The following is a 13,777-nucleotide window of genomic DNA, read 5'->3' as shown; positions in this document are numbered from 1 at the left end:
CAACGCGATCGTCAGACTCCTTCACTGCCGCGATCCGAACGTCATGACAAAGTCGCACTCTGGCATTACGGATTTGAATCTGCTGCGCGTGTTTCTGGCCATTTCGGATCTACGCAGCCTGACCGCCGCGGGAGAACGGCTCGGGCTCACGCAACCTGCGGTCAGCCACGCGCTCCGCCGGCTGCGTGGCTTATTCGACGACCCGCTCTTTGTGCGCACGCCCAGCGGCATGGTGCCCACAGATGCGGCACTGCGTTTGCACGCACCGCTCACGCAGGCGTTCGAGATCATCAACGGCGCCGTGCAGCAGCTCGCGAAATTCGACCCCGCTACGACGACGCGCGTGTTCCGCGTGTCGATGTCGGATATGTCGGAGTACTTTTTCCTGCCGCCGCTGCTCTCGATGCTCGACCGTACTGCGCGCGGTATCCGGATCGAGATCGCGAATGTCTCCGTCGACTCAGTGAGTGCCGCGATGCGCAGCGGCGAAATCGATCTCGCGCTCGGTTACGTTCCGGGTCTGGATTCAGGTTGCGTGAGCAGGACGCTATTCTTCGACGAGCATGTTTGCGTTGTGCGGGCGGGTCACCCTTTGCGCAAACTGAAACCGACCAAGGAAGACCTCGCGAGCTTGCGCTACGTCTATGCGAGTACAAACGCAACCGGACACCGGATGGTCGAGCAATGGCTGGAGGAACTGAATCTGCGTCGGGATATCGTGCTGCGCCTGCCTCATTTTGTCGTTGCGCCGGAGATCGTTCAGAACACCGATCTCGCCGTCATTTTCCCCAGAAGCATCGCGCAACGCTTTAACCGCAACAAGTCCTTCCGCATCCTCCCGCTGCCCTTCTCGTTGCCACCCATTGAAATTCAGGTCCATTGCCACGCGCAGTTTTCGGCGGACCCGGGAATCGCCTGGCTGGTCGACGCCATCTACGATATGTTTCATCAGGCCGACTGACCGGAATTGCTCGGACGGCGCTAGTGCCCCGCGCGCAATCTTGCCGACGCTGACTCGAGATCACGCCAGGCCGGCTGCCCCGGCGCGTAGCGCGCGCGGATATACGACGCGAGTTCGGCCATCTGCTTGTCGTCGAATACATCACCGAAGCCGGGCATGTAACCGAGCGATTCCGTTGCGGGCTGATCGATTCCATGTTGCAACACATGCAGAAGATTGTCCGGTGAGGCCTGGGCAACGCTCGTGTTCAATCCCATCAACGGGCGCACGCCGAAATGGCCGACGCCGCCCGATTCCGCATGACACACCGCGCACGATGCTTCGAAAATGCGGCGGCCGTTTTCGAAGCCAAGTGTCGTCGTCGAATTCGCGTCTGTAGCAATCGCCCGCGTGGCCGCAGCACGGGCGGACACCTCCGCGTCAACGGGTGCCGACAACGACGCGACGTAGTGAGCCATCGCACGTACGTCCGATTCCGGCAGCGTAGCGAGTCCGGCGACGACCGGCGCCATCGGCCCCGCCGCCACACCGTGTTCTGCAGAAAAGCCCGTGCGCAAATAGTCGAACAGCGCAGCCTCGGACCACGGCACCGGCGACGCACGCGAAGCCACCAGCGACGGCGCGTCCCAGCCTTCCGCGCTCCCGCCCGACAGATACGCAAAGCCGCCCTTCTCCGCGCCGATCGCATTGCGCGGTGTATGACACGCGCCGCAATGCCCCGCGCCGTCGACCAGATACTTGCCGCGATTCCACTGCGCCGAGCGCGTCTCGTCGGGGACGAACGGACGTGTGTCATGAAACAGCCAGTTCCATCCGGCCACCAGCCGTCTTTGATTGAGCGGGAACGGCAGGTTCGTTTTCGGTGAGGCGTTTTTGACCGGCGCTTGCGACATCAGATATGCGTAGAGCGCCATCATGTCGGACTCGCTCATCCTGGCGAACGCGGTGTACGGAAACGCGGGGTAAAGATGCGAGCCGTCGCGCGCAATACCTTCGCGCATTGCCCGCGCGAACGCCTCGTATGACCAGGTACCGATGCCGGTCTGCGCATCGGGCGTGAGGTTGGTCGAATAGACAGTGCCGAACGGCGTGTCGAGCGCGAAGCCGCCGGCATTGGTCTTGCCGCCCGGCGCGGTGTGGCAGACCGCGCAATCACCCGCGGCGGCGATCTGACGACCGCGTTCGAGCGTGGCCGGCGACCACAGCGAAGTATCGACGGAGGCAATCGGTGCGATCGGCGCCGGCCCCGGCAGGACCGAGCAGGCGAGGCCGATCAAACCGCCCATCACGCCACCGATACCGCCCCCGGCCAACCACCGCCGCCAACGCGACGGACGACGCATCTGCGCAGGCGCCTCAGCCAACGTAGCGGAAGGCACATCAGCCAACGCGCGGCGGATGCGCTCCGCGTCGAACGGGGGCGCTCGGAAACGCACGCCGGTTGCGTCGAACAAGGCGTTCGCAATCGCGGCCGCTGCTGGCGCCGCGGCACGCTCTATCGTGTCGGCCTCCGCGCTTGTCAAGGTACGCGCCGTCCCGGCTGTCGACTCGTTCAGCGCTCTCCCCGCCACGCTCAGTTCATGCGACACCGCAGCATCGCCGTACGCAACGCCGGTTTCATCGTGGGCTGACCGGGCAAGAAAGCGCACGCCGGTGGAGCGCTCGATCGCATCGGCCACCTGCCACGACGGCAAGCCCAAGACGCGCGCCGCACCCGGTTCGCCCGAACCACGACCCGCGACCACGCGTCTGATCGCGACATCGCCAGTTTCACGATTCACGTCGACGTCCACGACCCACGCCGTCCAGCTGTCGGCACCCGGATTCGGCGCTCCCGTTGTGACACGCACAGGCAAACGGCCTTTCTCATCCGACGATAGCGGCACGCTGTGCTCAAGCGCTTCGCCGTCAAACGCGAAGCCGCGCCCGCGCACCCAGGGCGACGCCGGCTCAGCCTGAGCCGCAAGCGCCCCGCCCCACGCGGCACGCTCGGTCACCATGCGGATCGTTTCGCGCGCGCCGCCGTCACGTTGCGCGTCGAGGTGCTGCAGGCGCAACGCGACAGGGTCGCGTTGCAGCGCATGAGCGAGTTCGTCGATGAACGATTCGCGGGCAAATGCATGCGCCTGAACAGGAATTGTCCTGGCCGCAGAAGCTTCGACCGCCACGGACGTCTGAGCGTGCCGGTATACCAGCAAAGGCGCAGTAGGCTCGACATCGTCATCGCACGTGGAAACCTCTTCGTGCTCCAGACGCGCACGGTATTGCCACGTTGTCATCGTGCCGTTGCGCTCGTGGCCGGTCTCGACCATCAGGTCCGCATAAACCATAGCGGCTGCGTCGCCCGTTTGCGTTCGTACGGGCCATTGATACCGTTCCGACCGATACAGCGCCACGCCGGACTTTTCGTTCCCGACAGACTGCGCACGCACACACTCAAGCGCACGTTCATCATCACGCACCGCTACGAGGTCGTCACCGTTCTGATTCATGCGCACCTTCATGCCGCAGATATTGCGCAGCGCGACGCACCGCGTTGACGATCTCGAAGTGCGTACCGCATCGGCACAGATTGAAGCGCAGCGCGTCGCGGATCGCGTCGTCGTCAGGCTCCGGGTTGCGCTCGAGCAGCGCCTTCGCGCTCATGATCATGCCGTTCAGGCAGTAACCACACTGCGCCGCCTGTTCGTCGATGAAGGCGCGCTGCACCGGGTGAAGCGCATCGACCGTCCCAAGTCCTTCAAGCGTCGTGACTTCGCGCCCGATCGCAATGCTCGCGGGCACGACACACGAACGCGTCGGCTGGTCGTCGACGATCACCGTGCACGCGCCACACTGCCCGAGGCCGCATCCGTACTTCGGCCCATTCAGTTCGAAGTCGTTGCGCAGGATATACAGCAGTGGCGTATCCGGCGTGGCGCCCTGAACGGTACGGCGAACGCCGTTGACGGTGAGCGTCAGCGGACCGGCGGGCGGACTCGAATGCGCCATATCTGAGCCTGTTCACAAATGAAAAGGGACGACCTTACAGCGGAAGCACGCGGCGTGCTATGGCGCCGGCGCCACGCGCTTCCGTATCGCGTGCTTACCACTCACACTCAGGCCGAAGCGACCTCGGCGGCCGGCGACACGAGCGGCACGTTGAACACGTCGTAGCCAAAAACCCAAGACGGGTCTTCATTCGTGCGCAGCCAGGTGTTGTTGTGCGAGACCAGTTGCACCTTGGAGGCGCGCGTCGCGCGGTTCGCTTCGTACAGCGCGAAGGCACCCGCGTAGTCGGTTGCACCCACTTCGTCGAGGCAGCGCGTCAACATGGCGGCGTCTTCGATCGCCATTGCCGCGCCCTGCGCCATGTGCGGCTTCATCGGATGACATGCGTCGCCGAGCAGCACAAGGCGGCCGCGGCTCCACAACGGCAGCGGATCGCGTTCGAGCAAAGGCCATTTCGTAATGGACGGCGATACGTCGATCAGATTCTGCACGTCCGGATGAAAACCCGCGAACGCCTCGCGCATTTCTTCGCGGCTGCTTTCCATCATCGACACCCCCGTGGGCCACTCGGCCTGCGGCACGCCCGTGACGTAGTAGTACTCGTCACGCGCCTCGGTCACGTAGTAGACCATCATGTGACGGTCTTCCGACCACCACTTCACGCACATGTCATACGGTTTGTGGCCGAGCAACGACGCGGGGAAGACCGCGCGATGCGCGACATAGCCCGTATAGCGCGGCGGCTCCGAGCCCAGCAGGTGATCGCGGATCTTCGAGTTGACGCCGTCCGCGCCAATCACGATGTCGGCCGTCTCGACCGAACCGTCCGCGAAAGTCATGCGCACGTCGCTGCCGGTATCTTCGACAGACTTCAGGCATTTGCCGAAGACGATCGTGCCGGGCGCAACCGCCTCGGTCATCAGCGCATGAAAGTCGCCACGATGGACCGTCAGATAGCTCGCGCCATAGGCCTTGAGCGCGTGATCGCCGAGCGGAATCTGCGAGATCGCTTCGGCCGTTTTCCAGTCACGGCTGTACCAGAAGTCGGGATGCGAGCCCATCAGGTTCAGAGCGTCTTCGCAGCCGATGCGACGCATGATCTTCATCACATTCGGCCCCAGGTGAATACCCGCACCCAGGCGTGAAAACGCCTGAGCCTGCTCGTAGAGCCTGACGTCATAACCGCTGCGTTGCAACAACGCGGCAGCCGCCGTGCCGCCGAGGCCTGCGCCGATAACGGCGATACGGGTTTTTCTCATGATGTTCTCCTGTTCGTGCGCCCGCCCAGCGACATGCTTCGACGGTCCGGTTGAGTTCGATTAAATGTAGCGTACACATTTGAAATTCTTTCGACAACAAAAATTTTACGTGCACTCGAACACCGAATTTGTCGCCTATATACGTGAAATCTCGCTTTCACTCCTCCTGTCGCTCGTCTGGAGCATTTTTATTCTGTTGAATTTTTATAACGTACACACTAGACTTTGCTTCAACGTACGACGCCCCTCGCCGTCGCAAGGCGCCGGGCATCACTCACATTGACCGGAGAGCATCACAATGACCAGGACATACCGGATCGGCCAGATCGTGCCGAGCTCGAACACCACGATGGAAACGGAGATCCCGGCCATGCTGCGACTGCGCGAGACGATCCGTCCGCAGCGTTTCACCTTTCATTCGAGCCGGATGCGCATGAAGAAGGTCGTCAAGGAAGAACTGGCGGCAATGGACGCCGAGTCGGACCGCTGCGCACTCGAGTTGTCCGACGCGCGCGTCGACGTGCTCGGTTATGCCTGCCTCGTCGCGATCATGGCCATGGGTCACGGTTATCACCGCGTGTCGCAGGCGCGCCTGACGCAGCGCACGGCGGAAAACGGCGGGCAGGCGCCTGTCCTGACGAGCGCCGGTGCGCTCGTCGATGCACTGCGTGTGATCGGCGCCAAACGCGTCATCGTCGTGGCGCCGTATATGAAGCCATTGACCGAGCTCGTGGTCGACTACATCCGCCACGAAGGGTATGAAGTCATCGACTATCGCGCGCTCGAAATCCCCGACAACCTGGACGTGGGCCGCCACGATCCCGCGCGCTTGCCCGACATCGTCAAAAGCATGCCTTTCGAACAGGCCGACGCAATTGTGCTGTCCGCCTGCGTACAGATGCCGTCGCTGCCGGCGGTCGCCAAGGTCGAGGCCATGACGGGCAAGCCGGTGATTACGGCCGCGATCGCCACCACCTACGCGATGCTGCGCGAACTCGATCTCGAACCGATCGTGCCGGGCGCAGGCGCCCTGCTGTCGGGCGCTTACTGACCGCCGCCGCACGAGGACGCACCATGACTACCTTCCTGTACGGCGCGAACGTCGCGGCCAACGGCATCCGCCAGCACTATCTGCGCTACGGCGGCGCCGACGGTTCACGCGCGAATCGCCCCGCTATCGTGCTGATTCCGGGCATTACCAGCCCGGCGATCACGTGGGGCTTCGTCGGCGAAGTGCTGGGCCGCACGCACGACACCTATGTACTCGACGTGCGCGGCCGTGGCCTGTCGTCGGCATCGCCGACCCTCGACTACAGCCTCGACGCACAAGCCGCCGACGTGGCCGCGTTCGTCGCGGCGCTCGGTCTGCGTGAATTCAGCCTGGTCGGCCATTCGATGGGCGCGCGCATTGCGGCGCGTGCGGCGCTGCATGCGCCGCGCGGACTCGCCTCAGTGGCGCTGATCGATCCCCCGGTTTCCGGGCCCGGCCGCCGTGACTATCCGGGCAAGCTGCCCTGGTACGTCGATTCGATGGCGCTCGCGCGAAGCGGCACCGACGCCGAAGGCATGCGCGCGTTCTGCCCAACCTGGACGGAAGCCGAACGCCAGTTGCGCGCCGAATGGCTGCATACCTGCGACGAGCGCGCGGTACTCGCCTCCTATGAAGGCTTCCACACCGACGATTTCCACGCCGACGCCGCCCGTCTTACGGTGCCCTCACTGCTGATGACCGCGCAGAACGGCGATGTGGTGCGCGACGAGGACGTCGCCGAATTGCAGCGCGCCACGCCGGCGATGCTGCATGTACGCGTACCCAACGCCGGCCACATGATTCCGTGGGACACCGCTGCCGGCTTCTACGCCGCCTTCAGCGACTTCCTCGGCGCGCCGCTCGCCTACTGACCGTAAAAAGGAACCGTCGATGCCAGTCAGCGACTACCAATTGATCGAAGCGTGGAAGGAAGTGCTCACGCTGTCCCGCCTCGAACCCGGCCAGAGCGTCACGATCCTGACGAGCCCGGCCACGCATCCGCAGACCTTGTCTTGCGCACTCATCGCGACGCAATCGATGGGCGCGATCGTCAATCGGCTCGATCTGCCGCCGGTGAACGGCGAGAAGGCCTTCAGCCGCGATTCGCTCGCCTATCTGGGCACCACGCCGCTCACCGGCAACGGCCCCGCGATTGCCGCGCTGAAAGCGAGCGATCTCGTGCTCGACCTGATGACTCTGCTGTTCTCCCCCGAGCAGCACGACATCCTGAAGTCCGGCACGAAAATCCTGCTGGCCGTCGAACCTCCCGAGGTGCTCGCGCGCATGGTGCCGACCCAGGCAGACCGCACGCGGGTGCTGGGCGCCGCGAAGCGTATCTCCGCCGCGCGGGAAATGCGCGTGACGTCCCCGGCAGGCACGTCGCTCGTGTGTCCGCTCGGCGAGTTCGGCCCCACCGCCGAATACGGTTTCGTCGACGAACCGGGCCGCTGGGATCACTGGCCGAGTGGCTTCGCTCTGACCTATCCGAACGATCGCACCGCGCACGGCACGATCGTGATCGATCGCGGCGATATCCTGCTGCCGCAGAAACGCTATGTGAGCGAGCCGATCGTACTGACCGTGGAAGGCGGCTACGCGACAAAGATCGAAGGCGGTGTTGATGCCGCGTTACTGCGCGACTACATGGAAACCTTCAATGACCCAGAAGGCTATGCGATCTCGCATATCGGCTGGGGGCTGCAGCCGCGTGCGCGCTGGTCGACGCTTGGGCTCTACGATCGTGAAGCGACCATCGGCATGGATGCGCGCGCGTTCGAGGGTAATTTCCTCTTCTCGCTCGGCCCGAACAACGAAGGCGGCGGCAGCCGCACCACGACCTGCCACATCGATATTCCGCTGCGCCACTGCACCGTGCTGCTCGACGATGATGTCGTCGTGCGCGACGGCCGCGTAATCGAATCGACACGCTGAGACCTGATGCGATGAATGCTCCCCAAACGCACGCCGAAGCCCATGTGTATCAGCAGCAAGGGTTCGGCACACCACTGCCCGTTCAAGGCAATATTGGCCTCTTGATCGTCGACTTCGTGGTCGGCTTTGCTGATCCGTCTACATTCGGCGGCGGCAATATCGCGCCGGCGATTGCACGTACCGTGACGGCGCTTGCCCACGCCCGCGCCGCGGGTTGGCCGGTCGCGCACAGCCGCATCGTCTACGCGGAGGACGGCAGCGACGACAACGTGTTCTCACTCAAAGTGCCGGGCATGGCGACGCTCACCGAAGACCATCCCAATAGCGCGATCGTGCCGGAACTGACACCCGCGAAAGGCGAACTGGTGGTGCGCAAGACCGTGCCGTCCGCGTTCTTCGGCACGCAACTCGCGCCGTGGCTTACGCAGCGCGCCGTGCAAACGCTGCTCGTGGCCGGGGCGGTGACGAGTGGTTGTGTGCGCGCCAGTGTTGTCGATGCAATGTCGTATGGGTTTCGACCGCTGGTGTTGTCCGACTGCGTCGGCGATCGGGCAATCGGCCCGCACGACGCGAACCTGTTTGACATGCAGCAGAAGTACGCGGCGGTGATGCCGCTCGCGGACGCGCTGGTCGCGATCGAGCAGCGCGTGCGTTGACGCATGAGCGTGGTGCACATCCAGGGACTCCGCCCGTGAATCGCTCCGAACTTCTGGCACGCATCGGCCGTCTTGCCGTAATCCGGCGGCCGGCTGCGCCCGTCACGCCCGCCGCCGGACAGCCAGGCAGCCTCTCGACCTACGTGCCGGACGTACCCGAAGTCTTCGTCGCGATACTCGATGACGGGCGGATCCTCGCGTTCAACGGTCACGTCGATCTCGGCACGGGCATACGCACATCGCTCGGCCAGATCGTTGCGGAAGAACTCGACGTGCCGGCGAAGCGCGTCACGGTGCTGCTCGGCGACACCGCCGCCACGCCGAATCAGGGTCCCACGATCGCCAGTGCGACGATCCAGATTTCGGCGGTGCCGCTGCGTTGTGCAGCGGCGCAGGCGCGCGGCGCGCTCTTCGAACTCGCTGCGCAGCGCCTCGGTGTCGCTATAGAACAGCTTGCCACCGACGACGCCCAGATTTTCTGCGCGGCCAACCCGCATGGCGCACGCGTGACATTTGCCGAACTGCTCGCTGGCCGCAGCATGACGCTTGAACTCGATACCGGCACGCCCGTCAAGGATCCATCGACGTACCGGCTCGTCGGGCGTTCATCGCCGCGTGTCGATCTGCCGGCGAAGGCGACCGGCGCGCTGACCTTTGTGCATGACATGCGCGTGCCCGGCATGCTGCATGGTCGGGTGGTGCGTCCGCCTTATAGCGGCATCGATAGCGGCGCTTTCGTCGGCACATCTTTCGAGCGGGTTGAACGCGAATCCGTCGCCCATATTGCCGGTGTACGAGACGTAGTGGTGATCGGCGATTTCATCGGCGTCGTGGCCGAGCGCGAAGAACAGGCGATTCGTGCCGCACGCGAGTTGCGCGTCAAATGGAAGCCGCTGCCGCCGCTCGAATCTTTGGATGATCCAGGCGCTGCGATCTCCGCTGCGCCGGCAAAACGACGGCCTCTGCTGGAAGAAGGCGACGTAGAATCCGTGCGCGGCCTGCCTGGCACGATCACGGTGTCACGCACCTACGTGTGGCCTTATCAGATGCATGGCTCGATCGGTCCATCGTGTTCGGTGGCCGACTACCGGGAGCCCGGCAAGGGACGCATCACCGTCTGGTCGGGCACGCAGAATCCGGTCTCGCTACGCTGTGATCTCGCGACCCTCCTGCAACGCGACGAAGCCGACATCGACGTCGTCCGCATGGAAGCGGCGGGCTGCTACGGACGCAATTGTGCGGACGACGTCTGCGGCGACGCGCTGCTGCTTTCGCGCGCGGTCGGTGCGCCGGTGCGCGTGCAGCTCTCGCGTGCCGACGAACACACGTGGGAGCCGAAAGGCTGTGGCCAGGTGGTGGACGTCACCGGCACGGTGAGCGACGGCGGCCGTCTGCTCGGCTACGACTTCGTGACGCGCTATCCGTCGAACGATGCACCGCTGCTCGCCTCAGTGCTGACCGGCGCCGTCGCTCCACAAGCGCGCGTCTTTGAAATGGGCGACCGCACCGCTGTCTCGCCGTACGAAAGCCCGCACCGCCGTTTCGCATGCGACGATCTCGCCCCGCTCGTGCGTTCATCATGGTTTCGCGGTGTGTCGGCTCTGCCCAACTCGTTCGCGCACGATTCGTTCGCCGATGAAATGGCCGCGCTAACCGGCTGCGACCCGCTGGAATTTCGGTTACGCCATCTGAACGACACGCGCGCGGCCGAACTGCTTGAAGCGGTTGCCGTGCGCGCCGGATGGAAGCATCGCAAGCGCGGCAGTGAAGCGGCTGATGAGCGCTATGCGCGCGGACATGGCATCGCTTATGCACGCTATGTGCACAGCCGCTTTCCGGGTTTTGGCGCTGCATGGTCGGCGTGGGCAGTGGAACTCGTGGTGGATCGTGTGACCGGGCAGGTGCGAGTCGAGCGCATCACGGTCGGCCAGGACACCGGCACGATGATCAACCCCGACGGCGTACGTCATCAGATTCACGGCAACGTGATCCAGGTGTTGAGCCGCTCGCTCAAGGAGCGCGTGCGATTCGTCGATGGCAAGGTGGCGAGCCGCGAATGGGGCAGTTACCCGATCCTGACTTTTCCGGAATTGCCGACCGTCGACATCGTGCTGATGCCGCGTCAAGGCGAACCGCCGCTGGGCGCCGGCGAATCGGCCTCCGTGCCTGGACCCGCCGCGCTCGCGAATGCGATCTACGACGCGACTGGCGTGCGCCTGCTCGCGCCGCCGTTCACGCAAGAGACAGTGCGCGAAGGTTTGCGCGCCGCCGGCAAGCTGCTGGTGGCTGAACCGGCGCAGGCGACGAATATTTAGGAGCCAGGCAAGACGATTGCGGTGTGACTCACCTACTCGCCGTCTGCATCCGACTCCATCATTTTGCGCAGCAGAAACAGCATGGCGACGCGTTCGCCCGCATTCAGCGCGCCGTAGGTGCGCTCCGTGACCTCCTGGGCGAACGGCACGGTGCGCTCGATCAATGCGAGGCCCGCCGCGGTGGGACGCACGACGAGCTTGCGCCCGTCGTTTGGGTCGGCGCCCACCTCGATCAGCGCGCGCGCCTTCAGGCGCTCGACGACGCCGCGGATCGTCGCCTGATCGATTGCGGTTGCTTTGACGATGTCGTTCAGTGAGCACGGTTGCTGCTCTTTGACCGCACACAGTGCGACGAACTGTGCAGCGGTCAGATCGGAATCAGGAATCGCTTCCTGAAAAATCGCGACATGCCGTTGATACGCACGACGCAACAAGTGGCCGATCTGATCGTGAAAGTCGTAGGAATCCTTGCGCGGCGCCATAGGGGTACAAGGCCGGGCGGCCTGAAGACGAAAGAGAAAGAGTGTACACCCTCTAACCAGGCCCTCAATACGACCTTGATCAAGCTGTCGCGTCGTGCAGCTTATTTGTAGCTAACACGCTTTACATTTTTCATGCACTTCCGTTGTGAAACAGGCACATGCATGCTCGCAGAAAAGCACGAATTACAGGCATTTATACGAGAGATTGGGCGAATCGACGAGGAAATTTTATGGGCTGGTACCGGTATTTTCCCGAACCGTATTTTGAAGCGTATACGCTACGTTTTTAGCGTGATACACAGACATCTGCAAGCGAAGTGCGAGTGATCTCTGTCGCACGACATCCACCTTTTTTCGCACCACCTTCCGGGAGTGGCAGTCATGGCGAATGTTTATCAGGGCAGTGCCGTGCTCGACACGAGCAGCACCGACAACAGCGATCTCTATCGCAAGGTTACGATCCGTCTCATCACGTTCTTCTGCCTGTGTTATTTCGCGGCGTATCTCGACCGGATCAACATCGGTCTCGCGAAGCTGCAGATGCTCGACGCGCTCAAGTTCAGTGATACCGTCTATGGCCTCGGCGCGGGTCTGTTCTTCGCCGGGTATATCCTCTTCGAAGTACCGAGCAATCTGATTCTGCAGCGGGTCGGTGCGCGCTTGTGGATCGCGCGCATCATGATTACCTGGGGTCTGCTGTCGGGCGCGACGCTGTTCGTCACCACGCCGATGCAGTTCTATATCGTGCGCTTCCTGCTCGGCGTCGCCGAAGCCGGATTTCTGCCGGGCGTGCTGCTCTATCTGACGCAGTGGTATCCCGATGCGCGCCGTGCTCGCATCGTGGCGTTGTTCATGGTCGGCTTGCCGCTTTCGAGCATGATCGGCAGCCCGATTTCCGGCTGGATCATGGCGTTCTTCAATGGGGCGCACGGCCTGGGCGGCTGGCAATGGCTGTTCCTGCTCGAAGCGCTGCCGTCGATCGCGCTCGGCATTGCGATCCTCGCGTGGCTGCCGAATAACATCGAATCCGCCCGCTGGCTCAGCGCCGCGGAGAAGAAAACGCTGCGCGCGAATCTCGACGCGGAGCCGTCCGGCAACAAGAGTCATTCGCTGAGCGGCGCCTTCGTCGATTTCAAGGTGTGGGCACTCGGCCTCATCGATCTGTGCGTGCTGCTCGGGCTGTACGCAACGAGCTTCTGGCTGCCGTCGATCTTGCGCGATACCGGTGTAGCCGATCCGTATCACATCGGGTGGCTGATGGCGATTCCGAACGCGTTAGCCGTGCTGAGCACGCTTTACTGCGGCGCCAGTTCCGACAGGATGCGCGAACGTCGCTGGCATATCGTGGTCCCGTTCCTCGTCGCGGCGGTTGCGCTAGTTATCGCCGGTGCGGGCAACCACGGCACGGTTGCAACGGTCATTCTGTTCTCGCTGATCAACGCGGGCGCGGCCGCTGCAATGCCTGTCGTGTGGTCGCTGCCTTCGACCTTCCTGAAGGGGCCCGCCGCGGCGGCGGGTATCGCCTTCGCATGTTCGATCGCGAACCTCGGCGGTTTCGGCAGCACGTATTTCATCGGTTGGTTGCGCGATACGTTCCATTCGCAAAGCGCAGGTCTGTTCGGCTTCGCCGCGTGCATGATCGTCGGCTGCGCGCTTGCGTTGACGTATTCCGCCAAGCTCGTGAACCGCTGATCGATTCGTTGCGATGCGCGCGCCTCGCCGCGGCGCATCGTGACGCTTGCCGGCGTAGAAGAAGAATCGCGGAGAGAGGCGGTTGGAGAGCCTGGTGTCGGGCTGTTTTATGGGAGTTTGCCGAGAAGAGCGCTGAATTCGTCTTTCTTCAATGCACGGAGCGTTTGCGTGCGGACATTGCCTGCGGAGCCGAGCGCCAGGCCGAACGACATGAAGCTTTGTTCATCCGGCGCTTCCACGATCGTGACAATGTCGTATTGGCCCATCGTCCAGTAGATCTCTTTCATTTCACAGCCAAAACTCCTGGCCATCTCTGCCGCTTGACCAGCCCGTTGTGCGCTGTTTTTGACGTTGCGGATACCTTGATCAGTAAATTGCGCAAGAACCACATAAGTTGCCATGACGATTCCCCTTACGATTACTACAAGTCGGGATTCGGGCGCGCAGGCTCGACTGCGA

Annotated in this window: 12 protein-coding genes; 7 read left to right on the top strand and 5 right to left on the bottom strand. The window is 63.3% G+C overall.

The annotated features are described in order from the left end of the window. Positions 1-43 precede the first annotated feature (43 nt). Positions 44-961 carry a LysR family transcriptional regulator gene (locus M0D68_RS05570; RefSeq protein WP_200650877.1) on the top strand — a complete coding sequence of 306 codons (918 nt, stop codon included), beginning with the start codon at positions 44-46 and terminating at the stop codon, positions 959-961. Positions 962-981: 20 nt separating this feature from the next. On the opposite strand, the gene M0D68_RS05565 is transcribed toward M0D68_RS05570, so the two are convergent. The 3 genes from M0D68_RS05565 to M0D68_RS05555 all read right to left on the bottom strand — a co-directional run bounded on the left by M0D68_RS05565 (position 982) and on the right by M0D68_RS05555 (position 5,211). Continuing rightward, positions 982-3,453, bottom strand: a complete 2,472-nt coding sequence (locus tag M0D68_RS05565; protein WP_200650878.1) for a c-type cytochrome — start codon at positions 3,451-3,453, stop codon at positions 982-984. Then, positions 3,437-3,952 (bottom strand): (2Fe-2S)-binding protein, encoded by a 516-nt coding sequence (locus M0D68_RS05560; protein ID WP_093635027.1) that lies wholly within the window; start codon positions 3,950-3,952, stop codon positions 3,437-3,439. The genes M0D68_RS05565 and M0D68_RS05560 overlap by 17 nt, the downstream gene beginning before the upstream one ends. A gap of 107 nt (positions 3,953-4,059) precedes the next feature. Beyond that, on the bottom strand, positions 4,060-5,211 hold the full coding sequence (locus tag M0D68_RS05555) for an FAD-dependent monooxygenase (protein WP_093635026.1): 1,152 nt from the start codon (positions 5,209-5,211) through the stop codon (positions 4,060-4,062). Positions 5,212-5,509: 298 nt separating this feature from the next. Between M0D68_RS05555 and M0D68_RS05550 the strand changes: the two genes are divergently transcribed. From M0D68_RS05550 to M0D68_RS05530, 5 genes are read left to right on the top strand one after another with little or no spacing between them, the layout of a single operon-like run. Next, positions 5,510-6,262: an Asp/Glu racemase gene (locus M0D68_RS05550; RefSeq protein WP_028194760.1), complete on the top strand. Its 753-nt coding sequence runs from the start codon at positions 5,510-5,512 to the stop codon at positions 6,260-6,262. Between the two features lie 23 nt (positions 6,263-6,285). Beyond that, entirely contained in the window at positions 6,286-7,113 is an 828-nt protein-coding gene (locus M0D68_RS05545) for an alpha/beta fold hydrolase (RefSeq protein ID WP_266223928.1), read from the top strand. A gap of 19 nt (positions 7,114-7,132) precedes the next feature. Next, complete coding sequence (locus tag M0D68_RS05540) at positions 7,133-8,173, top strand: 2,5-dihydroxypyridine 5,6-dioxygenase (protein WP_200617341.1); 1,041 nt, start codon at positions 7,133-7,135, stop codon at positions 8,171-8,173. 11 nt (positions 8,174-8,184) lie between these two features. Continuing rightward, positions 8,185-8,829: an isochorismatase family protein gene (locus M0D68_RS05535; protein ID WP_200617342.1), complete on the top strand. Its 645-nt coding sequence runs from the start codon at positions 8,185-8,187 to the stop codon at positions 8,827-8,829. 35 nt (positions 8,830-8,864) lie between these two features. After that, positions 8,865-11,144 (top strand): molybdopterin cofactor-binding domain-containing protein, encoded by a 2,280-nt coding sequence (locus M0D68_RS05530; RefSeq protein ID WP_266223927.1) that lies wholly within the window; start codon positions 8,865-8,867, stop codon positions 11,142-11,144. A gap of 32 nt (positions 11,145-11,176) precedes the next feature. On the opposite strand, the gene M0D68_RS05525 is transcribed toward M0D68_RS05530, so the two are convergent. Continuing rightward, the gene (locus M0D68_RS05525; RefSeq protein ID WP_054034851.1) at positions 11,177-11,626 is read right to left on the bottom strand and encodes a MarR family winged helix-turn-helix transcriptional regulator; all 450 of its coding nucleotides are present in this window, start codon (positions 11,624-11,626) and stop codon (positions 11,177-11,179) included. A gap of 381 nt (positions 11,627-12,007) precedes the next feature. On the opposite strand from M0D68_RS05525, the gene M0D68_RS05520 reads away from it, so the two are divergent. Next, the gene (locus M0D68_RS05520; RefSeq protein ID WP_200650882.1) at positions 12,008-13,318 is read left to right on the top strand and encodes an MFS transporter; all 1,311 of its coding nucleotides are present in this window, start codon (positions 12,008-12,010) and stop codon (positions 13,316-13,318) included. 107 nt (positions 13,319-13,425) lie between these two features. Here the strand turns inward: M0D68_RS05520 and M0D68_RS05515 are convergent, their stop codons facing one another. Continuing rightward, positions 13,426-13,719 (bottom strand): GYD domain-containing protein, encoded by a 294-nt coding sequence (locus M0D68_RS05515; RefSeq protein WP_054034849.1) that lies wholly within the window; start codon positions 13,717-13,719, stop codon positions 13,426-13,428. Positions 13,720-13,777 lie beyond the last annotated feature (58 nt).

The sequence above is a fragment of the Paraburkholderia sp. SEWSISQ10-3 4 genome, assembly GCF_030464785.1.
Classification (GTDB): Bacteria; Pseudomonadota; Gammaproteobacteria; order Burkholderiales; family Burkholderiaceae; genus Paraburkholderia; species Paraburkholderia aspalathi.
This window is presented reverse-complemented; position numbering and strand designations above follow the sequence as displayed.

Excerpts from the sequence above, each read along its gene's own strand:
- M0D68_RS05545 (WP_266223928.1), top strand. The coding sequence starts at position 6,286 with ATGACTACCTTCCTGTACGGCGCGAACGTCGCGGCCAACGGCATCCGC.
- M0D68_RS05555 (WP_093635026.1), bottom strand. The coding sequence starts at position 5,211 with ATGAGAAAAACCCGTATCGCCGTTATCGGCGCAGGCCTCGGCGGCACG.
- M0D68_RS05550 (WP_028194760.1), top strand. The coding sequence starts at position 5,510 with ATGACCAGGACATACCGGATCGGCCAGATCGTGCCGAGCTCGAACACC.
- M0D68_RS05560 (WP_093635027.1), bottom strand. The coding sequence starts at position 3,952 with ATGGCGCATTCGAGTCCGCCCGCCGGTCCGCTGACGCTCACCGTCAAC.
- M0D68_RS05525 (WP_054034851.1), bottom strand. The coding sequence starts at position 11,626 with ATGGCGCCGCGCAAGGATTCCTACGACTTTCACGATCAGATCGGCCAC.
- M0D68_RS05520 (WP_200650882.1), top strand. The coding sequence starts at position 12,008 with ATGGCGAATGTTTATCAGGGCAGTGCCGTGCTCGACACGAGCAGCACC.
- M0D68_RS05540 (WP_200617341.1), top strand. The coding sequence starts at position 7,133 with ATGCCAGTCAGCGACTACCAATTGATCGAAGCGTGGAAGGAAGTGCTC.
- M0D68_RS05565 (WP_200650878.1), bottom strand. The coding sequence starts at position 3,453 with ATGAATCAGAACGGTGACGACCTCGTAGCGGTGCGTGATGATGAACGT.
- M0D68_RS05515 (WP_054034849.1), bottom strand. The coding sequence starts at position 13,719 with ATGGCAACTTATGTGGTTCTTGCGCAATTTACTGATCAAGGTATCCGC.
- M0D68_RS05535 (WP_200617342.1), top strand. The coding sequence starts at position 8,185 with ATGAATGCTCCCCAAACGCACGCCGAAGCCCATGTGTATCAGCAGCAA.
- M0D68_RS05570 (WP_200650877.1), top strand. The coding sequence starts at position 44 with ATGACAAAGTCGCACTCTGGCATTACGGATTTGAATCTGCTGCGCGTG.